The sequence below is a fragment of the Mesorhizobium sp. M0664 genome (assembly GCF_040320565.1).
Classification (GTDB): Bacteria; Pseudomonadota; Alphaproteobacteria; order Rhizobiales; family Rhizobiaceae; genus Mesorhizobium.
Window position 1 is genome coordinate 46,733 of record NZ_JAMYPW010000009.1, and the last position, 22,060, is coordinate 68,792.

Genomic DNA, 22,060 nt, shown 5'->3' on the forward strand with positions numbered 1-22,060 from the left:
CAAGCGCTCTCAACCTGTTCTAGCTTCTTGAAAGGAGCGCTTGACCTTCCGGTGGCTGGAACGGTTAGGCTCATTGCCAACTTCCGGAGATCGTCCAATGGCGGACCGAACCATGAATTTCGAAAGGCAGCTACTGGCCCTGTTCAGAGAGGCATATCGGCAAGGCAGATCGGATGTCGCGGAGCATTTGCTGCGAGCGCTGGAGGCACTGGATCAAAGCCCTGCCGTTCCCGAGTTACCGCACGGCCAGCATGTTTTGGCCGAAGCCTACTATGAACTCGTTCGTCGATAGCATTGAACATGCCCTGATTGACCGGCAAGCCACCGCCTTCGTGGGCTGATCGAGTTCGCCTTGACGGGCGTACATGGCGAACTAGTTCCCCTCGCAATCGCCGGTGGCAGCGGCGGCGGGAGGGATGATTGTAATGATGATGGACGGTTCAATGTGGATGATGGGCGGCATGGCGCTCATTTGGGTCCTGGTGCTTGTCACCCTCGTGCTCGCGATCGCGGCGCTGGTCAAATATTTGCGAACCTGACGGCATAGGCAGTCGGGGTCAAAAGAGCAAAAAGGACGGAAAGTTGTAGGCGTCACCGGAAGCAGCAGCGTCATCGGGTCGGCGTCGGAACTGGTCCGGCCCTTCGGCTCTTAACGTCTGTCGCCTTCGGCCCTCTCAGGAGTGGCAAATCGCCGGCTATGAGGTCTGGATGGCGAAGCGCAAAGACACGGTTATTGTTACCGGCAGCACCGGCTTCATCGGCTCGGCTCTGGTCAACAGCTTCGCCGACCGGTTTGCTCTCGTCGGTCTCGACCGGGCGGCGACGCGTCAGCCGCCGCCGGCCGCGGAGTGCGTCTGCATCGACCTGACATCGGAGGACGCCGTGGCTGCCGGCTTGGCGCGCGTGCGGACGGCCTATGGCGCCCGCCTCGCCTCGGTGATCCACCTTGCGGCCTATTTCGATCTCACAGGCGAACGGAACCCGCTCTACGAAAAGATTACGGTTGGCGGCACCGAGAAGCTCCTGCGCGCCCTGAAACAATTTGAGGTCGAGCAGTTTGTCTTCATGAGTTCGATGCTGGCGCACAAGGGTGGCCGACCAGGCGACATCATCGATGAGGATTGGCCGCTCGAATCGAACCTACCCTACCGCACCTCGAAGATCGAGACCGAGCGCCTGATCCATGAGCAGCACGGGGCGATCCCTGTCGTCTATGCCAGGCCGGCCGGCGTCTATGATGATCTCGGCCGTAACGCATTCCTCGCCAATCAGATTGCGCGTATCTACGAAGAGGATCCGACCGGGCATGTATATCCGGGTGACCTGCGCACCGGGCAGTCGTTCCTGCATCTGGAAGACCTCACCGATGCGGTGGCGCGCCTTATAGATCGGCGGAAGAAACTTCCCACGGAGCTGGCGCTGCTTCTCGGCGAGCCTGAGGTCATGGGCTACGGCGAACTTCAAGCCGAAATTGGTCGGTTGATCCGTGGCGAGAACTGGGAGACACGGGAGGTGCCGAAGGCGCTCGCCAAGGCGGGTGCCTGGGTCCAACAGGACGTGCTGGGCGAAGAATCATTCGTTCGTCCCTGGATGGTCGATATCGCCGACGACCACTACGCGATCGATATCAGCCGTGCCCGCAATGTCCTCGGCTGGCAGCCCCGGCATTCCCTGCGCGAGACGTTGCCGCGGATCGTCGACGCGCTCAAGGCAGATCCCGCCGGCTGGTATCGGGCCAACAAGCTCAACGCCGCCAAGGTGGCCGGCAGCGGAACAAAAGCGCGAGAGAAAGACAAGGCGTTCGAGGCCAAACACGACAAGATGAAACCCGGACACATGGCCGAGATGGCGGGGATGGGCAAGCAGATGCTCTGGGCTCATTTCCTGGTCATCACGCTTGGCATGTGGCTCCTCACCAGCCCGCTTCAGTTCGCGCTGTTCGATCCGGCGGCGGCCGGCACTGTGCGTGACATCACGCAAGAGCGTGGACTGTGGGAACCGGTGCTGCGCAACGCGCTCACCGGCTGGAGCGACATTGTCTCGGGTTTGCTGCTGATGCTGTTTGGCGGGCTCGCACTGTCGCCGCGTTTTTCCTGGGCGCAATGGGGCACGACGATCGCCGGCCTATGGCTGCTGTTCGCGCCGCTGTTCTTCTGGACGCCGAGCGCCGCCGCCACCATGAACGACACGATCGTCGGCGCGCTGGCCATCACTTTCTCGGTGCTCGTCCCGATGATGCCGGGCATGAGCCACGAAGGGATGATGGACGAGAGCACCGTTCCGCCCGGCTGGACCTACTCGCCGTCATCCTGGCTGCAGCGCCTGCCGATCATCGCGCTCGGTTTCTTCGGTTTCCTTATCGCCCGCTATCTCACTGCCTACCAGCTCGGCCATGTGGGTGCTGTCTGGGAGCCGTTCTTCCCCGGCGGAGACGGCAGGAACGGCACGGAATTCATCATCACATCCGACGTTTCTCGAGCCTGGCCAGTCGCTGATGCCGGGCTTGGCGCCGTGGCCTATATGATCGAAACCCTGATGGGCGCGATGGGCACGGCGACCCGCTGGCGCACCATGCCCTGGATGGTGACCTTCTTCTTCATCCTGGTGGTGCCGCTCGGCGGCGTCTCGATCTTCTTCATCATCATCCAGCCGATCATGATCGGCACCTATTGCACACTGTGCCTCATCGCGGCGGCGGCCATGCTGGTCATGATCCCGCTGACGCTGGACGAGGTGGTCGCCATGGGCCAGTACATGCTGCGCAGCGTGCGGGCAGACCGTCCGTTCTGGCGCACCTTTTTCCAAGGCGGGCCGGAGCCGAACGGCGAGGCGGACAAGAACGATCCCGGCTTTTCCGCCGCGCTTGCCGCACAGTCCGCCGCAGCCATTCGCGGTGTCACGTTTCCATGGACGCTGGTCGCATGCTGTATCGTCGGCGGTTGGCTGATGATCTCGCGGCTGGTCTTCGGCACGGCCGGCGCCATTGCAAGCAGCGATCACCTCTCGGGCGCCATGATCATCACGATCGCGGTCTGCGCCATGGCCGAGGTGGCACGGCCGTTGCGTTTCCTCAACCTGCCGTTCGGGTTATGGCTGATCGCAGCGCCCTGGCTGCTCGACGGCGCGACCAGAGGTTCGACATTGAACAATGCCGTTGCAGGGCTAGTTGTGATCGGCCTCAGCCTGCCTCGGGGGCGCCGAAGCAAGGAGCACTACGGCTCATGGGACCGCTATGTCGCCTAGACGAAGCCGGGAACCGGCTTGGTCTTGCCGCTCAGTTGCGCGCCCAGCGTCAGTGTCTGCGGGAAATTCCGGACGATCGCTGCCATCAAGGTGGCGCTGCCGGGGCGAAGGGCAATTCCGGCAACGGCCGCGGCGGCGTAGACCCGTGTCGAGAACAGTCTTTTCCAGGCCGCCCCGTAGCGTGTGGCGGCAGCCTCGCGCCCTGCCCGGCCACTTGGCGCGGATGCGAGTTCGCAAGCCAGCAGCCAGCCGGACTGAAGCGCCATCGAGATGCCCTCGGCGATGACAGGATGAGACTCTCCGGCTGCATTGCCGACGCGGAAGATGTCCTCTTCGTAGCACGAGCGAATTCCCGGCCGGATCGGACCTGCGGCAAGCCACGGACCGTCGAGGAGAGCCGGTTCCAGGGCGTTCCTGACGCCTCGGCACGAGTCCACGAGATGGCGCGCGACCGCATCGGCGGCCGACACGTGGCTCCGTTGTTTGGGGCCATATTGTTTACGCAGCCGCGCGAGCATATCGCGCCGGATGCAGCACGAGACCGACAACCGGCCATGATCCGCCGAAACCATGCCGCCATAGCCGCCGGGGAAGGCCAGCAGAGGCATCAAATCCGGCGGCAGGGACGACCCGGTGAAATGCGCCTTGAAGCCGAGCAGGTCCGACGGGCGATTGGCCTTTGCGAGCTGGCTGGGCAATGGTCCCGGTTCCCACGAGCCGTGTGCGGCGACAATCACCGGCGCTCGCAATATCGCCGTTCCGTGCCCGGGATGAATTCGCACCCGTTGCATCTCGCGATCCCGCTCGATGGCGACGGCGCGGCAGGGTTGAAAGATTTCGACACCCGCCGATCGCGCCGCTTGCAAAAGCAGAGAATCGAGAATGTCCCGGCCGAGCGCCCGGCCGAAGCTGTCTTTCGCCCGAGGCCCAGCTCCCGCACGTGGCATTGCCGCCTCGACGCAGGTCTCCCCGGAAAACAAACCGACGCGGCGGATTTCGGGGCCGGCATTGGTACGCCAGGCATCGCCGATCTCGAGCCGGTCGAGAAGCGCAAGATTGCTTGCCGAGATGTATTCGCCGCAGACCTTGCGGCGTGGAAACGCACTCTTTTCCACAATTGCCACAGCCCATCCGCGCCGGACCAGCGTGAGCGCGACGGATGTGCCCGCCGGGCCGGCGCCTATGATGATCGCGTCATGGGTCGACAATCCCGTCATGGGTCGTTGCCGGCGCTGGCGCCGACGAAAATGTGGGAAAACAGGCCGGCGCGTCGTTCCTCGACCGGTTTGCCGTTGGCCGCAAGCCAGAGACCGGAAAGCTCGCTGCCGCGAAAGCCGGCACGCACGCTTTGCGCCGCGTCGTTTCGTGTGACGTCGTTGGCGCCGATTGCCGGCAGAAGACGGGTCGCGGCCAGCGGCAGTTTCGCCCGCAGCGGCTCTGTCGCAATGAGCAACGGGGCTTTCGGCCCGATCAGCGAAAACAGACGCACGACCTGTGCATCATCGAGGTGATGCAGGAACAGATTGACGGTGACGGCGTCGAAACGCGCACTCTCGATCTTTCCTGCCCAGTCGAAGACATCGGCGGTGACGCCTTCCGCCCTCCATCCCAGCCGGTCAAAATCGCCGCGCAATTGCGCGGTGAGGAGGCCGACGCGGTCGAGCATCACCAGTTCGACCCCGGGCCAATGCCTGGCCACGCGCCGCGCCACCGCCAGCATGAAGGAGCCATCGCCGGCGCCGATCTCCAGGATGCGGCGTGGCGGCGTTGGCACGAACCTCCTGAGCAACGACGTCATGATCGGCGCCTGAAACATCACCATATTGATGCGCCGAAGGTCGCGGCGCGCGGTCAGCGCTCGCGGATCGTCGGCCGCAAGTCCGTCGAGGATTTCCGGCGCAAGCTGCCGGTGCTCCAGGCCGCTCATGACACCGTTCGAAAGAGCATGGTTTCGGCCGTCAGCCCGGGTCCGAACGACATGCCGCAACCGAGCAGGCCGGGTGGCGCCTTCAGCATCTCCTTCATCACGAACATGACGGTCGCCGACGACATGTTCCCATACTGGCGCAACACCTCGCGCGATGGTTCCAGCGCGGTGGGCTCCAGTTCCAGGGCCCTTTCGACGGCGTCGAGCACCGAACGTCCACCCGGATGCACGGCCCAAAGGTCGATGTCTTTCGCCGATCGGCCTCCGAGGATGGCGGCCTGGCTGTTCCGCAACGCTTCATGAATCGCTGCCGGCACCTGGCCGGAAAGAACCATTTCGAAGCCGTGGTCGCGAATGTTCCAGCGCATCAGGTCCCGCCGTTCCCTCGCCACCAGACAGTGAAAGCTATCGAGCTCGATGCCGGCCGGCTCGGCAGTGATGAGCGCAGCCGCGCAGCCGTCGCCCCAAAGGCAGAACGACAGCAGTTTTTCCAGCTCGGTGGTCTGTCGCAGATGCATCGTGCAGAGTTCGATATTGACCAGCAGGACCTTGGCCTGCGGGTCGGAGCGGACGATGTGGCGGGCCAGCTTGAGGCCGTTGATCGCCGCATAGCAACCCATGAACCCGATCATCGTGCGTTCGATCCCGTTCGGCAGCCCGCAACGCGCAACCAGCTCGAGATCGATGCCCGGCGCCGAAAAGCCGGTGCAGGTGGTGACGATCAAATGGGTGATGCGGGAAGCGTCGTCGCCAAGCTGCAATCCGTCGATGCCCTTTTGCGCCAGAACAGGTGCGGCATCGTCGAACATCGCCATTCTCGCCGCCGTTCCGGGAAACGCGCCCCGGATGAAGGTTCCGGCCAGGTCGGCGGACGGTCCCTCGGGGTCGGACGCCGGCGCAAAGCAGGAATAGCGGTGCTCGATGCCGGCAAGATCGGCCATGCGTTCGAAGATCCTCCGGCGATCGGCCGCGAGCATGGAGGCCGCGAAACGCAGGTAGAATTCATGAACCTCGTACTCCGGCACCGCTGTCGCGATCCGGTTGATATAGGCCTTGACGGGCATGTTCTGTCTCCTCGGCGTCTGCACGGTGTTGCGTCGAGCCAGCGCCGGAGGGTCTTTGCTCATCGGCACCCGGTGTCGAACACCGGGTTTTGAGCACTGTTCGGTAAAAACGTTTCCGAGGACCGATTTCTTCCCGAAGGTTCAGTATGTGCTGGCAGGCAAACGGTTGGAGCGGGCGGGCGGTTGCGTCAGGCATCCAAAATCGCCACATGATGTTGACCTTCCATCTACTGGAAGGTCTATTTCCTCCGACAAAGGAGATTTCCGCCATGAACATCGGCGTCGCATCCGAAAAATCCGGCTTGCCGGCCAAGACGATCCGTTACTACGAGGATATCGGGCTCTTGCGCCCGGCCCGGACAGACAATGGCTATCGTGATTACTCGACGGCCGATATTCACCGGCTGCGCTTCCTGCAGCGCTCGCGAAGCCTGGGGTTTTCGGTCGACGAATGCCGCCAGCTGCTGTCGCTGTACCAGGACAGGGAACGTGACAGCGCCGACGTGAAGGTGATCGCGAAAGCCAAGCTGGTGGAGATCGACAGGAAGATCGCTGAACTGGTCGGATTGCGCGGCTTGCTCCACCAATTGGTCAGTCACTGCCACGGCGACGAGCGGCCGGATTGCCCGATCATCGACGAGCTGGCAGGACAAGGCGTCGCCCAGTGAGGTGGATTGAAAATCGGAGCGGCTGACGTGCAAACTTCGCTGTCATGCCGGCTTGTGCTGCCGCACGACCTTCCATTCATGCCAGATCAGCACCATGACGACAGCATCGAAGACGGTCAGGACAAGCAGGCCGAACGAATGGGTGTAGGAGTAGCGGTAGACTTGGTAGATCATAAATGCGCCCAGCGCCGCAAGCGATGCCGGATACGACCACAGCTTGCCTCTCAGAAGCCCGACAACGAGCAGCAGTTTTATCAGGCCGTGGCTAAGTAGGTAGAAGGCATAAAACTCCTTGCTGGCGACGGAAAAGTGGCTTGCCATCTGCGACAGATAGCCAGCTATGAAATCGTTCGGATCTTCGATCAATTCCTCTTGGGTGAATGTATTGACCCAGGAGGCAATGGCGTCGGTGGTGACGACATAAAGCAGGATCCCGCCCACGCATTCGATCAGGGCATGCGCCCCTTTAAGCCAGATGCTGAGCTCGAAAATCTGATGGATGCGGCGTTCGTCTACTGCTTTCACAAAATTCACCTTGCGATCGACAACAGCGGAAACGAGAAACGATGGATGCAGCTCTCACCCACTGGATCAACGCGGCAGCCGGGATCAGCCCTTTTCTTGATAAGGCAATGATCGCCGTCTCACAAATCGGCGTTCCGCTGATGGTGCTGGCTGTTGCCCTGCAATGGTGGGCAAAGGCCGACCGCTACCATGTGCGCCATGCTGCCTTGTCCGCCGGCTTGGCGTTCCTGCTCGGTCTGGCGATCAATCAGTTCATTTTGCTATTCGTCCACCGGCTGCGGCCCTACGATGCCGGCGTGACGCATCTGCTGATTGCGCCCAGCGCCGACTGGTCGTTTCCCTCCGACCACGCGACAGCCAGCTTTGCGGTTGTTGCTGCTCTTGCAATGCAAGGTCTGCCGCGCCGGACGCTGGCCCTCTCCATCATGGCATTGCTGATCTGTTGGTCGAGAATTTATATCGGCACCCACTATCTCACCGACGTGATAGGCGGTGCCACCACTGGCGTCTTAGGTGCCGTTGTGGTCCGATTTGCCTATCGCGAGAACTCCCGACTGGACAGTCTGGTCACAAGAATTCTCTAGCTCCTTATGTGCCAACGATGAGACAAGCAGCTATCATAGCGGTCCTGTCGCTTGCCTGCGTCTCTGTCGTGCTCGCCGCCGCCCATTCGGGTCGTGATGCGGTCATCCAGGCTCGCCAGGCCTCGATGAAGGAAATGGCCCAGGCCGCAAAGACAATAGCCGGGATGTTCGACGGCAAGCAGGCGTACGACGCCGCGGCCTTCAAGGCGGCGGCCGAGACCATCCGCGCCCGCACCGGCCCTGCCCTGATTGCCGAATTCCCCAGCGCGACATTGGGCGCGCCTTCAGGCGCCAGGCCGGATATCGACCCCGCCCGCGCGGAGTTCGAAGAGCTGGCTCGCCACATCGGGACGCTGGCCAGCGCCTTGGCCTCCGACGCCGAGCGGGCGCCGCCGCGCATCACCGACGACATGAGAATGGGTTCCGGCCTGGCGATGGGCGGTGGCAGCCTGCTTGGCAAGCGACCATCACTCGCGGAAGCCGATCCCACTAAATTGCCGGCGGAGCACCTCCTGCATCTCATCTTGCAGGATTGCTCGAGCTGCCATTCGAAGTTTAGGCAAAAGGTCGAGTGATAGCGTCAGCTTCGCTGCAGCTGACCCGCCATGAAATTGCGCCAGCCGCCGAAATGCGAAATCTCCTTTGCATCGGTGAGACCGGCACTTTCGACGAGGAAGCCTTTCGGCGAAGTTCCGTCATCAAGCAGAAGCGTGCCGATGCCTAGCGGCGGCGGGATCGCGGCAACAAAACGGCCGAAGGCTTGCGGCGAGAGACGCCAGACTTCGACCTCGATCGCTGTCCCCTTGCCGTTGCAGATCCGTTCGAGCCCCGGTCGCGGCACCGACTGGCCGGCGAGCGCGTAAAGCCGGTAGAGCGGCGCCGTTCTTGCAGCCCGGGCGAAAATCGCGCCGAGCTGCTGCAGCTGGCCGTTCAGCGCCATCCCCGACAGATGCGCGCCGACCACGGCCAGCTCGATCGTGCCTTCATCCACGCCCGCCTGAACATCGCCGCGCTGCGGCTGCGGCCAGCCGATAGCACCAAGCGCAAGGCCGCTTGCCGCATGGACATCGCGCGCAAGCGACGCAGTCAGGTGGTCCTTGCCCGCCGCGGCAAGCAAGGTGACGCTCATCGGCAGACCGTCGCTGCGGGTTCCGCTCGGCACGGCAATGCCGCACATGTCGAGCAGATTGACGAAGTTGGTGTAGGTGCCGAGCCGGCTGTTGGTGACGATCGGATCGGCCAGCACCGCTTCGACTGTGTAGTGCGTCGGCGCGGTCGGCACGCAGAAAACGTCGACCGAGGCGATGACCGGCGCAAGCTTGGCCTTATAGCCTTGCAGGGCATAGAGCCCCTTGAAAGCGTCCGCAGCGGAAAGTTTTCGCGCACCGCCGATGATCTGCCGCGTCACCGGATGCATGGCGGCCTCGTTGGCATCCATGAAGTCCCTGATCGCGGCGTAACGCTCGGCCACCCAGGCGCCTTCGTAGAGCAGAGTGGCGGTGGCGTAGAAATCACCGAACGGGATTTCGACCAGCCGGCAGCCCAGCGTCTCCAGCGAGGCAAGAGCGGCCTCGAAACCCGCCTGCATCGCCTCGTCGCCGAAGAAGGTCCAGTCCGCCCTGGCCGGCACGCCGACAGTCAGCACCGGCGGGCGCGCGGCAAGAGCCTGAATGCAGAGGTCACGCGAATAGGGATCGGCGTCGTCCTTTGCCGCCGCCGCCTCGAACACGTGATAGGCGTCATCGACGGTGAGCGCGAAGACCGAGACGCAGTCGAGCGTCTGGCAGGCCGGCACGACGCCGGCGGCTGATAGCGCGCCGACGCTCGGCTTCAGCCCGACGATGTTGTTGAGGCCGGCGGGTATGCGCCCCGAACCGGCGGTATCGGTGCCGAGCGCGAAGGAGACGATGCCGCGCGCCGTCGCCACGGCCGAGCCGCACGAGGAACCGCCCGGCACCAGTTTCGGGTCGATCGCATTCCTCGGGATTGGATAGGGCGTGCGAACGCCGACCAGGCCGGTGGCGAACTGGTCGAGATTGGTCTTGCCGACAACCAGCGCGCCGGCGGCCTTGAGCCGCGCGACGACGGTGGCGTCTTTCGCCGGCAAGTAGGCATATTCCGCACAACCCGCCGTGGTCGGCATGCCGGCAACATCGATGTTGTCCTTGACCGCGAACGGCACGCCCCACAGCGGCTTTGCCGCGGGATCGAACGGGCCGAGCTTTTCCGCCTCGGCAAGCAACTCCGCCCTGCTCGCCAGATGGATGAAGATGCCGGGGTCATCGGCCGCCGCGAGCCGCGCATGGACCACATCGATCACCTCGCGAATGCCGACGCCGGCCTGATAGGCAACGTGCAGGCTCGCTATGTCGAAGCGAATGTCACTCATTTGGCCTCGCCCGGAATGACTACCGGCAGGTTCCACTGGATGAGCACGACGCAGCCATCCTTCGTCCACACCGAATGCTCGGTTCCGACCGCGTTCAGGATCACGCTGCCCGCGGCATGATCGCCGTTCTCGTCGCTCTGCGTGCCTTCCAGCACGATGATCGTCTCCAGCCCGGCATGGCGATGACGCGGCACGCTGGCGCCAGCCCGGTAGTTCAGGATGGCGACCGACGGTTCCATCGGCCCACCCTTGAGCAGCCAATGCACTGTGATGCCTTCGCGAAAATGCTCGAATGGCAGATCACGCCAGCCCCCTTGGATGAGAGCCGCGTATGCGACGTTAGGCATTGGAAAGTCCCTCGAGCACCTGGTCCGTCGTTGCCGTCCAGCCGACGATGGCGCCCTGCGCCCTGATCATGGCAAGGGCTGCCACCTTGAACTCCGGAAAATAACTCTCAGTGGCATCCTCCGCCAGAAGGCATTCATAGCCGCGGTCGTTGGCCTCGCGCATCGTCGTCTGCACGCAGACCTCCGTCGTCACCCCGGCAAAGACTAGCTGCTGTGTGCCGAGCCGCTTGAGGTCGTCGCCGAAGCTGGTGGCATAGAACGCGCCCTTGCCGGGTTTTTCGATGACGATCTCGCCAGGCAGTGGGGCAAGTTCATCGAGGATCGCCGTTCCCGGCTCGCCGATGATCAGCACACGACCCATTGGCCCGACATCGCCGATCCTGATCGACGGATTGCCGCGATTGCGCTTGGCCGGCGGCAGATCCGAAAGGTCTGCCTTGTGGCACTCCATCGTGTGGATCACCGGCAGGCCAGCGGCGCGGAACCCCTCGATCAATCTCTTCACCGTCGGCACAATCGCCACCACCCGGCTGACGTCGTTGCCGAGGCTGGCGCCGAAGCCGCCGGGTTCAGCGAAATCGCGCTGCATGTCGATGACGACCAGCGCCATCGCCTCAGGCTTGAAGGCGAACGGAAACGGCAGCGCCTCGATCTCCGCCATCAGTGATGTCCCGCCATGTGCTCGCCGATCGTCTGCACGCTCGCCTGCGCGATCGGCGTCTCGTAGACCAGCGCGCCGTCCGACATGACGAAGATGCGGTCCGAGAGCTCGAGCAGCTCATCAAGGTCCTCCGACATCAAAAGCACGGCGGCACCGGCGTTGCGCGCCTTCATGATGCGGGCCCGTATTTCGGCGACGGCGGAGAAGTCGAGGCCGAAGCAGGGATTCGACACGATGAGCAAATCGACCTCGCCGGTCAGCTCGCGCGCCAGCACGGCGCGCTGCACATTGCCGCCTGACAGCGACGAAATCGGCGAAGCGAGCGAGGCCGTCTTGACCTTGAACTGTTCGATCAGGCGGGCCGCGTAGTCACTGATCGCACTCATCCTGATCCAGTTGACCGGCTTGCCGGCCTCGTTGAGGTCGAAGGTCCGGAAGGCCATGTTTTCCGCCACCGTCATCTTCGGTGCGCAGGCATTGCGCAACGGCTCCTCCGGAATGAAGCGGACATTGAGCGTGCGCGCCTCGCTGCGGCTGGCGCCATAGGGCGAGCCTTTCACCAGAACGTCGCCGCCATTGCGCGCCCGCTGTCCGGCAAGGACTTCGAGAAACTCCTTCTGGCCGTTGCCGGAGATGCCGGCAATGCCGACGATCTCACCCGACTTCACATCGAGTTCGCCGATGTCGATGGTTTTCAAGCCGGTGCGGTCGGGCGCCTTCAGCGACTTTACCGTCAGCACCTGTCTGGCGCCGGCCGGCACCGGGGCGCGGCTGTCGAGTGCGGCGATCGGTTGGTCGCCGATCATCATCGCCGCCATCTGCTTGTGGGAAAGTTCGGAGACCTTTCCGGTTCCGGTCAGCCTGCCCTTGCGCAGCACGGTGATATCGTCGGCAAAGGCCGTCACCTCGTGGAATTTATGCGAGATCATCAGCACGGTAAGGTCGCCGGTCCTGGTCATGTCGCGCACCAGGCCAAGCACTTCCTGCGCCTCGCCGGGAGTAAGCACCGAAGTCGGCTCGTCGAGCACCAGGAAACTGCGGCCGAGATAGAGCTGCTTGATGATTTCGAGCTTCTGCTTCTCGCCGGCCGCAAGTTCCGCCACCTTGACGTCGAGCGGCAGCTTGAACGGCATACGCTGCATGAATTGCGCAAGTGCGGCGCGCTCCTTGCGCCAGTCGATGACGCCCGGCACCTTCTCGCGCGAAATGACCAGGTTCTCCGCGCCGGTCAGCGACGGAACGAGCGTGAAATGCTGATAAACCATGCCGAGCCCGAGCGCCGACGCGTCCTTGGGACTGGCGATCGCGACCTCGCGGCCATCGACCAGCATGTCGCCGGCGGTCGGATGGTAAAAACCCATCATGCATTTGACCAGCGTCGACTTGCCGGCGCCGTTTTCGCCGAGCAGCGCGTGGAACGATCCCGCCGGCACCTTGATCGAGACATCGTCCAGCGCGGTGAAAGCGCCGAAGCGCATGGTCATGCCGATGGTCTCGACGCCGACGGCCTTCTTCCCAGTGCTTCCGCTCAAGATCGCCTCCTCACGGCAGTTGCGCGACGAAGGATGCCGAATTCGACACCGCGCCGAACACGCCGCCCTGCATCTTGATCATCTTGATCGCGGCGAGATGATTGCCGTAGTCGGTTGCCCCGCAGCAATCCTCCAGCATCACGCATTCGAAGCCGCGATCGTTGGCCTCGCGCATCGTCGTGTGGACGCAGACGTCGGTGGTGATGCCGGTCAGCACGATGTTTTCGATGGCGCGCTGGCGCAGGATCAGCTCGAGGTCGGTGGCGCAGAACGAGCCCTTGCCGGGCTTGTCGATGATCGGCTCGCCCGCCGCCGGATAGAGGTCGGGGATGATTTCCCAGCCGGGTTCGCCGCGCACCAGGATGCGCCCGCAAGGTCCGGGGTCGCCGATGCCGGCATTGATGCGGCGCGAGCGCCAGCGCTTGTTGGCCGGCAGGTCGGCGAGATCGGGCCGATGGCCCTCGCGCGTGTGGATGATGGTGTAACCCTTGGCCCGCATGGCTGAGAGCACCGACTTGATCGGCTCGATCGGCGCCCGCACCAGCGAAAGATCGTAGCCCATATGATCGACATAGCCGCCCGGCCCGCAGAAATCGGTCTGCATGTCGATGATGATCAGTGCCGTATTGTCCGGCCGCAGCTCGCCATTATAAGGCCATGGATAAGGGTCGGCATCGATATAGCGCTGGGTGATCTCGGCTCTGGCGTTCATCGGAAAAAACTCCAGTCATTTGGTGATCGACAATTCGCCCGGCGCGCCGGCAAGCGAGCGGCTCGGCGACGAGGTGGCGATCATGATGATGAGCGTGAGGATGTAAGGCGCGGCGTAGAAGAGGTAGTAGCCCTGCGTGACCCCGACCGATTGCAACGCCGGGCCTAGCGCGCCCGCACCGCCGAACAATAGTGCCGCGGCAAAGCAGCCGAGCGGATTCCAGCGCGCGAAGATGACCAGCGCCACCGCCATCAGGCCCTGCCCCGACGAGATGCGTTCGGTCCAGCTGCCGGGATAATAGAGCGACAGATAGGCGCCGCCGATGCCGGCGAGCGCACCGCCGACACCTGTCGCAAGCAGGCGCACGGTGTTGGGATTGAGGCCCATGGCGCGCGCCGCATCGGAGCTGTCGCCGACGACGCGCACGATCAGGCCGGCGCGCGTATTGCGGAACGCCCACCATAGGAACACGGCAAGTGCGGCACCAATCAGGAACAGGATGTTGACGTTGAGCGCCGCCTGCACCTGCGGGATATCCGACCAGCCACCGAAGGCGATGGCCGGCAGGTCTGGTGCCGAGGGCTGGATGAACGGCTTGCCGAAGAAGAAGGCGAGACCGGAGCCGAACAGCATCAGCGCGATGCCGATGGCGATGTCGTTCACCCCGCGGAATTTGCAGATCCAGCCGTGGAACAGGCCGAAGCAAAGTCCGGCACCGGCGGCAGCCAGCACGCCGAGCCATGGCGAGCCGGTCATCACCGCGACGGCGTAGGCAGTCATCGCACCGAAGACCAGCGTGCCTTCGAGGCCAAGATTGATGCGGCCGGAGCGTTCGGTGATGGCTTCGCCGAGCGAGACGAAGATGAAGGGCGTCGAAACGCGGATGGCGCCGCCGAGAATGGCGAGCGGCACGCCCCACAGGCCGATCTCGGTCGCGTCCATCAGGAGCCTCTCTTCCACAGATCGGGATTGAAGACCTTGAAGCGGCCGTAAAAGGTTTCGCTGAACAGGATGACGACGAAGAGCATGCCTTGCAGCACCAGCACGGTGGCGTCGGGCAGGTCCATGCGGCGCTGGATCAGCCCGCCGGAAGCGCCGATACCGCCGAGCAGGAAAGCGACCGGGATGATGGCGAGCGGATTGTGGCGAGCGAGGAAGGCGACGAGGATGCCGGTATAGCCATAGCCGGCGGCGAGCGAGGCGTTGGCGCTGCCTTGCACGGCGCCGACCTCCAGCATGCCGGCCAGCCCGGCGAAGCCGCCGGCCAGCCCGGTGAAGCCGACGATCAGCGGCCCGACGGCAAGCCCTTGCACCTGAGCTGCCCTGACATTGCCGCCGGCAATGCGGGCGGCAAACCCCCAGCGCGTCTTTTCGATCAACAGCCAGGACAGGAGGCAGGCGAGAATGCCGACGACCAGGCCCCAGTGCACGTCCATGCCTGGAATGTTGCCGATGCGGTAGGCATCCGCCAGCGGCTCGGTCGAGGGTTTGTTGAGCGAAGCCGGATCGCGCAGCGGCCCTTCGACCAGATGGTTCATCAGCGCGATGGCGATATAGGCCATCAGCAGGCTGGAGATAGTTTCGTTGACGGCGCGGTAGTGGCGGAGTGCGCCGACGGCACCGATCCAGATGCCGCCGGCGACCGCGCCCGCCACGCCCATCAGCAGGATGACCAGAAAAGCCGGCGCGCCATTCGCCGCGACGCAGATGGCGGCGGCGGCAACGCCGCCCAGCACGATCGCGCCTTCGCCGCCGATGACGACGAGGCCGAGTCGTGCCGGCAGCGCCACGCAGAGCGCTGCCAGTAAAAGCGGTGCTGCCCGCGACAGTGAGTTCTGGATCGAGAACCACGAGCCGAAGCCGCCGCGCCACATCGTCTCGTAGAGTTGCACCGGCGATTTGCCGACCAGCGCGATAAACACGCTGAACAGCGCCATGCCGACGAGCAGCGCCGCGAGCGGTATGACGAAGGCTTCCGCCCGCCGCGCCGTCCATTCGAGCGCCGCCGGATAATTCCTGGCGCCAAACAGCGCTGGTGCGCCCGCAGTGCTGACAGTGTCTGCCATGACCCCGTCTCCGATCCGGTTCAGGCGGTCGAACCGACGACGCCCTCGACCAGGTAGTCCATGCTTTCGAGTTCGAGCGCGGTCTCGGCGAAGGCCTGGCCTTCGGTCGCGACGACGACGCCCTTGTTGCTCTTCAGCGGACCCTTGATGACGGAAAAGCCGCCTTTCATCATGTCGGCCAGCGCGCCGTCGAACTGCTTGCGGGCGGCCTCGCCGACAGCGGGGCCGAGCGGGCTCATCTTGACGAAGCCGTCGGCCAGGCCACCGCGCGTGAAATTGGGCAGCGGCGTGCCGGCCACCAGCTCGTCGACGAACATCTTGTAGACCTTGGCCCAGTTCCATTCCGCGCCGGTCAGGTATTTTTCCGGCGCCAGCGGGCTCTGGTTGGCATGATAGCCGCAGACGAAGGCGCCACGCCCGGCCGCCGTCTCGACCACCACCTTGGGGCTATCGACATGGCAGGTGATGACGTCGGCACCCTGGTCGACCAGCGCATTGGTGGCCTCCGCCTCCTTGACCGCTAGCGACCACTCGCCGGTGAAGATCACCTGGCAGGTGATGGTCGGGTCGACCGAGCGCGCGCCGAGCAGGAAGGAATTGATGTTGAGCAACACCTGCGGGATCGGCTTTGCCGCGACGAAGCCGAGCTTCTTGGTTTTGCTGGTGTGACCGGCGACGACGCCGTTCAGATACTGGCCAATGCCGATATAGCCGAAATAGGAACCGGCATTCATCGGATGCTTGTCCTTGTTCCACATGCCACCGCAATGGCGGAACTGCACGTCGGGGAATTTCGCGCACATGGCGAGCATGTGCGGATCGAAATAGCCGAACGAGGTCGGGAAGATCAGCGACGCACCATCGAGATTGATCATCGATTCCATCGTCTTCTGCACGTCGACCGTCTCCGGCACGTTCTCCTCTTCGACGACGGAAATTCCTTCGATCCCCTTCAGCGTGGCGGCGCCTTCGGCATGCGCCTGGTTGTAGCCGTAATCGTCCTTTGGCCCGACATAGATGAAGCCGACGGTGGCCGTCGCGGCGAAGGCCCTGCTGATCGGAAACGATGCGGACGCAAGGCCGAGCGCCGCTCCGGCGGCGGAGGTCTTGAGCAGGTCGCGGCGGCTAAGCATGAATCTCTCGGACATTGAATGCTCCCTCTGTGGGGCCCTTGGGGCCGGTTAACACCTCAATGAAAAAAGTGTATGCAATCAGCATGCCAGTTTCAGAAATGAGATTTATTCTGCAATATCAATGAGTGTGCCGATGTGGGCTGCACAAAGCCGGAGCAATTGCATACACTTTTTGCCTCCAAAATCGCCAATTTGACATGAAGGCTAAAACATAGGCATACAGAGATGCAGAGGAATCGAAGCCGGTGAGTGGCTTACGGCTCTAGCGAAAAGACTGGACGGAGGAGACGTGTCGGGAAAGCGCAATTTGATCAGGTCGGGCACGACCGTCGATCAGATGGTGAGGGCGATCAGCGACCGGATCGTCACCGGTTTCCTGCGCCCGGGCGAAAAGCTCGACGAGGCCTCGCTAGCCGCCCGCTTCGACGTCTCACGCACGCCGATCAGGGAAGCGCTCAGCCGGCTCAGCGCCATGGGGCTGGTCGAAAGGCGGCCGAACCGCGGCGCCACCGTCGCCGTGGTGACGCAGGAGCACCTCGCCTCGATGTTCGAAAGCATGGCCGAGCTTGAAGCGATCTGCGCGCGGTTCTCGGCCGAGCGCATGACCGCTGGCGAGCGCCGCACGCTGGAGGCCGAGCACCAGGCGTCGGCGCGCTTCGTGCAGCTCGGTGCCGAAGAAGAGTATGAGCTCTTCAACACCGAATTCCACACCCGGCTCTATCGCGGCGCCCACAGCAAGCACATTTATGAACTGACCGTCATGACCCGTGGCCGCCTGGCGCCGTTCCGGCGCGCGCAATTCATGCTGCCCGGCCGGCTGGCCCAGTCATGGCAGGAGCATGACGCCATCGTGACAGCAATCATGCGCGGCGACAGTGCGGCGGCCGGAACAGCCGCCAAGGATCATGTCTCGATCGTCAGCGAGGCGAGCGCCGTCTTTGCCATCGGCGATCGCCCCAAAGGCAGGACCGAGCCGTTCCCGACATCGGCTTCCTAACCGTCAATCGACCAGCACGGCGACCACGGCAGCGCAGTCGCCGGCCTTGACCAGCCCCGGAAAATGCCGCGCCGCCAACAGACCGGACATTTTGGCCCGGATCTCCTGCGGAGCGCCGCCGGTGCGGCCTATGGAATGGATACGTGCCAGCACCTGGTTCTCTGCCACCGCCTCGCCGAGATCGATCATGGTTTCGATCATCCCGTCGTCCTCGGCGAACGAGAAGCAATCGCCCGATGGCATATCGAGCCAGCGGGTTGGCTGCATCTCGACCGCGCCGGCGACGATGCCGGCATGGCGCAGCACATTGAGCACGCCGCGACGTGCGATCCGCACCGTTTCCGCGCGCGAAGTCCCGCCGCCGCCGAGCTCTGTGGTGATGAACAGCTTGCCCATCTCTTCGGCGGCAGTGTCGAACATGCCGACCGCGTCGATCTCCAGCATTTTCATCGACCATGGTGCGGAGAAGGCTTCAACCGCAGCGAAACCCTTCGCTTCCAGCACCTTGTCGGGCCGGATGTGGGCGGCGCAGAACGGCACGAAGTCGAGCGTCTTGCCGCCGGAGTGGAAGTCGAGCGCGATGTCTGTACGGGGCAGAAGCTCGCGCTGGAAATAATCAGCGATCTTCTCGGTCACCGTGCCGTCGGGCCGGCCGGGAAAGCTGCGGTTGAGATTGCCCTTGTCGATCGGCGAGGTGCGCGTGCCGGCGCGGAACGCCGGATAGTTCATCGCCGGCACGATGATGATCGTGCCGCTGACTTGCTTCGGGTCGAGCGTACGGGCGAGGTCATAGAGCGCCAGCGGCCCCTCGTACTCGTCGCCATGATTGCCGCCGGTGAGCAATGCGCTCGGCCCCTTGCCGTTGCGGATGACGCAGATCGGGATCATCACCGATCCCCAGGCGGAATCGTCGCGGCTGTAAGGCAGGCGCAGGAAACCGTGCTGCACGCCGTCGCGCTCGAAATCGACGGTCGGCGTGATCGGTGACGGGCGAAGGCTGGACATCGGGCTCAATTCTTCACCACCAGTTTGCGCGGCACATTCGCCAGGCACTCGACGCCCGTCTCGGTGATCAGGATGGATTCGGTGATTTCCAGCCCCATCGTCTCAAGCCACAAGCCGGTCATGAAATGGAAGGTCATACCGGGCTTCAACTCGGTGCGGTCGCCTGGACGCAGGCTCATCGTGCGCTCGCCCCAGTCAGGCGGATAGGAAAGCCCGATCGGGTACCCGGTGCGGTTGTCCTTGACGATGCCGTACCGCTTCAGCACCGCGAAGAAGGCGTTGGCGATGTCCTCGCATGTGTTGCCGGGCTTGGCGGCGGCAAGTCCCGCCTCCATGCCTTCCAGCGTCGCCTTTTCGGCATCGAGGAATTCCTGAGTCGGTTTACCAAGGAACACGGTCCGCGACAGCGGGCAGTGATAGCGGTTGTAGCAGCCTGCGATCTCGAAGAAGGTGCCCTCGCCCGATTTCATCGGCCGGTCGTCCCAGGTCAGATGCGGCGCCGATGCGTCGGCGCCCGACGGCAGCAGCGGCACGATCGCCGGATAGTCGCCGCCGATGCCGTCGACGCCGCGCGTGCCGGCATCGTAGATCTCGGCGACCAGGTCGCATTTGCGCATACCGACCTCGATCTTGTCGACGATGCGCTGGTGCATCGCTTCCACGATGCGGGCGGCCTTACGCATGTAGTCGATTTCGGTCGGGCTCTTCACCGCGCGCTGCCAGTTGACGAGTGCCGTGGCGTCGACGAAGCGGGCATTGGGTAAGTGCTTCTGCAGCGCTGCGAAGGCAGCGGCCGAGAACCAGTAATTGTCCATCTCGACGCCGATGCTGAGCTTGCCCCAGCCGCGATCGGAGAGCACGCTGGACAGAAAATCCATCGGATGGCGCTCGGTCGACTGCACATAGTGGTCGGCATAGCCGACGATGTTGTCGTGCGCGAGATAGGCGGTGCGCTTGGCGCCGTTGGCGTCCTGGCCGCGCCCGTACCACACCGGCTCGCCCGACGGCGGCACGATGACAGCCTGATGCACATAGAACGACCAGCCGTCATAGCCGGTCAGCCAAGCCATGTTGGACGGATCGCTGACGACGAGCAGATCGACGCCCTTGGCCTCCATGACCTTCCGCGTCTTGGCGAGGCGCTCCGCATATTCGCCGCGCGAGAATTTCAAATTGGGCTGCATTGTTCTTGGTCCTCGTTTGTTGGGCCTTGCGGCCAGCATCAGCTTTCGAAAATCGTACCGGTCTTGGCTGCACGCGCACGGTCGCGGGCGAGCGTGGCGATCGCCGTGTCCTGCACGCCGGTGCCGGTCAGGTCGGCAATGGTGATGTCGCTGTCCGAGCGCCGGCCATGCCTTTCGCCGGCGATGATGTGGCCAAGCTCGGTGATTTCGGCATCGGACGCCATCACGCCCGCCGCGATAGCATGGTGCAGTTCGCCCAGCCGGCGCGTCTGTTTGGCGCTATCGGCGACGTAGAGATCGGCCATGCGCAGGATCGCCGGCGCGATCTCGTTCTTGTGCTCGGCATCCGAGCCCATGGCAGTGATATGCTGGCCGGCGGAGACGAAGCCGGCCTTGATCAGCGGCTCGGTCGACGGCGTCGTGGTGACGATGACGTCGGCATCGGCCGCAGCCTTTGCCGCGTCGGGCTCGGCGTGAACGGCGATGTGCAGTTTCTCGGACAATGCGTCGGCCGCGGCCTCGGCCTTGGCGGCATCCCTTGCCCAGATGCGGGCTTCCGTGATTGGCCGCACCAGCATCAGCGCTTCGAGCTGCAGTCCGGCCTGAACACCGGCGCCGAAGATCGCGGCAACGGAGGAACCCGCCCGCGACAGATGTTTGGCGGCGACCGCACCGGCGGCGGCCGTGCGGATGTCGGTGAGATAGCCATTGTCGAGCAGCAGCGCCTCGACCAGACCGGTTTTCGCCGACAGCAGCACCACCATGCCGTTGACGCTGGGCAAGCCGAGCTTCGGATTGTCGAAAAAGCCGGGGCTGATCTTGATCGCAAAACCGTCGATGCCCGGTACATAGGCGGTCTTGACGTCGACCTCGCCGCGATGCTCGGGAATGTCGAGCCGAAGGATTGGCGGCATCGCCACCGGCAAGGTGGCGAGCGCGCGAAACGCGTTCTCGACGCAGGCAACGGCATCGAGATCAAGCTCCACGATCTTGCGCAATTCACCTTCGGTGAGGATCGTCATCCGGCTCATGCTGCGCTCTCCGCAATTGCTTCGCCGCAGATGATCTTGCGGTGCAGTGTCATATCGATGTTGCGGCCGGACAGCACGAGCACCGTCGGGCCGCTCGCCCTGATCTTGCCGGCAAGCACGGCTGCGATGCCGACCGCGCCGGCGCCTTCGACGATCTCGCGCTCCTGCTCATAGGCATGCCGGATGCCGGCGGCGATCTCGTCCTCGCTGAGCAGGATCACATCGTCGAGCAGGTCGCGGCACATGGAAAAGGTCAGCCGGTTGTCGAGGCCAATGCCGCCGCCGAGGGAATCGGCCAGCGTCGGCAGTTCTTCGACCAAAACCGGATGTCCGGCGTCGAGGCTCGCCTTCATCGCCGCACCGCGCGCCATTGAAACGCCCACCACCTTCGTCGCCGGGCTGACGCCCTTGACGGCAGCGGCAACGCCAGCCGCCAGCCCACCGCCGGAAAGCGGCACCAGCACAAGGGCGGCATCAGGAACCTGTTCGATGATCTCCAGCCCGAGCGTGCCTTGCCCGGCGACAATGGCGGGATGGTCGAAAGGCGGCAGCATGACCAGCCCCTCTTCCGCGACCAGCCGTTCGACCTCTCGCTGCGCATCGTCCTGGCTGTTGCCGACGATGCGGATCCCGGCGCCGAGCCGGCGGATCTCGTCGAGCTTGTTCTGCGGCACCAGCCGCGACATGCAGATCGTCGCGTGGATGCCTTGCAATTGAGCAGCATAGGCAAGTGCCCGGCCGTGGTTGCCGGTCGAGGCCGCGACGACGCCGCGCGCCTTCTCCTCTTCTGTCAGCGAAGCGATAGCGTTCGAGGCACCGCGCAGCTTGAAGGCGCCGGTGGTCTGCCGGTGTTCGAGCTTGAGATAAACAGGAGCGTCCAAGTGCTGGGAAAGACTCCGGGAAGGAACGGTCGGCGTACGCTCGACCTTGCCTGCGATGCGCTCGCGCGCGGCGTGGATTTCGGACAGGCTTATCCTGGACGTGGTCATGGC

21 protein-coding genes are annotated in these 22,060 nt (G+C 63.8%); 5 read left to right on the forward strand and 16 right to left on the reverse strand.

Features of this window, described 5'->3' with window-relative positions; translation table 11 throughout:
* Window positions 1-708 precede the first annotated feature (708 nt).
* Complete coding sequence (locus NKI39_RS12405) at window positions 709-3,243, forward strand: NAD-dependent epimerase/dehydratase family protein (protein WP_352832043.1); 2,535 nt, start codon at window positions 709-711, stop codon at window positions 3,241-3,243.
* Here the strand turns inward: NKI39_RS12405 and NKI39_RS12410 are convergent.
* Genes NKI39_RS12410 through NKI39_RS12420 form a run of 3 tightly spaced genes read right to left on the reverse strand, consistent with a single transcriptional unit; the run spans window position 3,240 to window position 6,234 of the window.
* Entirely contained in the window at window positions 3,240-4,460 is a 1,221-nt protein-coding gene (locus NKI39_RS12410; protein WP_352832046.1) for an NAD(P)/FAD-dependent oxidoreductase, read from the reverse strand. The two genes, NKI39_RS12405 and NKI39_RS12410, sit on opposite strands and share 4 nt — an antisense overlap.
* Window positions 4,457-5,170: a methyltransferase domain-containing protein gene (locus tag NKI39_RS12415; RefSeq protein WP_352832049.1), complete on the reverse strand. Its 714-nt coding sequence runs from the start codon at window positions 5,168-5,170 to the stop codon at window positions 4,457-4,459. Before NKI39_RS12415 ends, NKI39_RS12410 begins: the two co-directional genes overlap by 4 nt.
* Window positions 5,167-6,234, reverse strand: coding sequence for a type III polyketide synthase (locus NKI39_RS12420; RefSeq protein ID WP_352832051.1), 1,068 nt, complete (start codon window positions 6,232-6,234; stop codon window positions 5,167-5,169). Before NKI39_RS12420 ends, NKI39_RS12415 begins: the two co-directional genes overlap by 4 nt.
* Window positions 6,235-6,503: 269 nt before the next feature.
* Between NKI39_RS12420 and cueR the strand changes: the two genes are divergently transcribed.
* Window positions 6,504-6,902, forward strand: a complete 399-nt coding sequence (cueR, locus tag NKI39_RS12425; RefSeq protein ID WP_352832054.1) for a Cu(I)-responsive transcriptional regulator — start codon at window positions 6,504-6,506, stop codon at window positions 6,900-6,902.
* 42 nt (window positions 6,903-6,944) lie between these two features.
* On the opposite strand, the gene NKI39_RS12430 is transcribed toward cueR, so the two are convergent.
* Window positions 6,945-7,427, reverse strand: a complete 483-nt coding sequence (locus NKI39_RS12430) for a DUF2127 domain-containing protein (protein ID WP_352501322.1) — start codon at window positions 7,425-7,427, stop codon at window positions 6,945-6,947.
* A 41-nt stretch (window positions 7,428-7,468) separates the two neighbouring features.
* Between NKI39_RS12430 and NKI39_RS12435 the strand changes: the two genes are divergently transcribed.
* Window positions 7,469-8,011 (forward strand): phosphatase PAP2 family protein, encoded by a 543-nt coding sequence (locus tag NKI39_RS12435; protein WP_352501323.1) that lies wholly within the window; start codon window positions 7,469-7,471, stop codon window positions 8,009-8,011.
* Window positions 8,012-8,028: 17 nt separating this feature from the next.
* Window positions 8,029-8,586 carry a cytochrome c gene (locus tag NKI39_RS12440; protein WP_352832057.1) on the forward strand — a complete coding sequence of 186 codons (558 nt, stop codon included), beginning with the start codon at window positions 8,029-8,031 and terminating at the stop codon, window positions 8,584-8,586.
* A 5-nt stretch (window positions 8,587-8,591) separates the two neighbouring features.
* On the opposite strand, the gene atzF is transcribed toward NKI39_RS12440, so the two are convergent.
* From atzF to NKI39_RS12480, 8 genes are read right to left on the reverse strand one after another with little or no spacing between them, the layout of a single operon-like run.
* On the reverse strand, window positions 8,592-10,400 hold the full coding sequence (atzF, locus tag NKI39_RS12445; protein WP_352832060.1) for an allophanate hydrolase: 1,809 nt from the start codon (window positions 10,398-10,400) through the stop codon (window positions 8,592-8,594).
* On the reverse strand, window positions 10,397-10,747 hold the full coding sequence (locus tag NKI39_RS12450) for a cupin domain-containing protein (protein ID WP_352832062.1): 351 nt from the start codon (window positions 10,745-10,747) through the stop codon (window positions 10,397-10,399). The genes atzF and NKI39_RS12450 overlap by 4 nt, the downstream gene beginning before the upstream one ends.
* Entirely contained in the window at window positions 10,740-11,408 is a 669-nt protein-coding gene (locus tag NKI39_RS12455) for a cysteine hydrolase family protein (RefSeq protein WP_352832065.1), read from the reverse strand. The genes NKI39_RS12450 and NKI39_RS12455 overlap by 8 nt, the downstream gene beginning before the upstream one ends.
* Entirely contained in the window at window positions 11,408-12,892 is a 1,485-nt protein-coding gene (locus tag NKI39_RS12460) for an ABC transporter ATP-binding protein (protein WP_502898566.1), read from the reverse strand. The genes NKI39_RS12455 and NKI39_RS12460 overlap by 1 nt, the downstream gene beginning before the upstream one ends.
* Window positions 12,893-12,950: 58 nt before the next feature.
* Window positions 12,951-13,652, reverse strand: a complete 702-nt coding sequence (gene biuH / locus NKI39_RS12465) for a biuret amidohydrolase (protein WP_352832071.1) — start codon at window positions 13,650-13,652, stop codon at window positions 12,951-12,953.
* A 15-nt stretch (window positions 13,653-13,667) separates the two neighbouring features.
* Window positions 13,668-14,594, reverse strand: a complete 927-nt coding sequence (locus NKI39_RS12470; protein WP_352501329.1) for an ABC transporter permease — start codon at window positions 14,592-14,594, stop codon at window positions 13,668-13,670.
* Window positions 14,594-15,718: an ABC transporter permease gene (locus tag NKI39_RS12475; protein ID WP_352832073.1), complete on the reverse strand. Its 1,125-nt coding sequence runs from the start codon at window positions 15,716-15,718 to the stop codon at window positions 14,594-14,596. Before NKI39_RS12475 ends, NKI39_RS12470 begins: the two co-directional genes overlap by 1 nt.
* A gap of 20 nt (window positions 15,719-15,738) precedes the next feature.
* Window positions 15,739-16,866, reverse strand: a complete 1,128-nt coding sequence (locus NKI39_RS12480; protein WP_352832076.1) for a BMP family ABC transporter substrate-binding protein — start codon at window positions 16,864-16,866, stop codon at window positions 15,739-15,741.
* Window positions 16,867-17,188: 322 nt separating this feature from the next.
* Between NKI39_RS12480 and NKI39_RS12485 the strand changes: the two genes are divergently transcribed.
* Window positions 17,189-17,848: a GntR family transcriptional regulator gene (locus NKI39_RS12485; protein ID WP_023677208.1), complete on the forward strand. Its 660-nt coding sequence runs from the start codon at window positions 17,189-17,191 to the stop codon at window positions 17,846-17,848.
* A 3-nt stretch (window positions 17,849-17,851) separates the two neighbouring features.
* Here NKI39_RS12485 and doeB read toward each other — a convergent pair whose 3' ends face one another.
* Genes doeB through eutB form a run of 4 tightly spaced genes read right to left on the reverse strand, consistent with a single transcriptional unit; the run spans window position 17,852 to window position 22,057 of the window.
* Window positions 17,852-18,853 carry a N(2)-acetyl-L-2,4-diaminobutanoate deacetylase DoeB gene (doeB, locus tag NKI39_RS12490; protein ID WP_352832079.1) on the reverse strand — a complete coding sequence of 334 codons (1,002 nt, stop codon included), beginning with the start codon at window positions 18,851-18,853 and terminating at the stop codon, window positions 17,852-17,854.
* A gap of 5 nt (window positions 18,854-18,858) precedes the next feature.
* Complete coding sequence (gene doeA / locus NKI39_RS12495) at window positions 18,859-20,037, reverse strand: ectoine hydrolase DoeA (RefSeq protein WP_352473231.1); 1,179 nt, start codon at window positions 20,035-20,037, stop codon at window positions 18,859-18,861.
* Window positions 20,038-20,075: 38 nt separating this feature from the next.
* Window positions 20,076-21,068 (reverse strand): cyclodeaminase, encoded by a 993-nt coding sequence (locus tag NKI39_RS12500; RefSeq protein ID WP_352473229.1) that lies wholly within the window; start codon window positions 21,066-21,068, stop codon window positions 20,076-20,078.
* Complete coding sequence (gene eutB, locus NKI39_RS12505; RefSeq protein WP_352473228.1) at window positions 21,065-22,057, reverse strand: hydroxyectoine utilization dehydratase EutB; 993 nt, start codon at window positions 22,055-22,057, stop codon at window positions 21,065-21,067. Before eutB ends, NKI39_RS12500 begins: the two co-directional genes overlap by 4 nt.
* Between the last annotated feature and the right edge of the window lie 3 nt (window positions 22,058-22,060).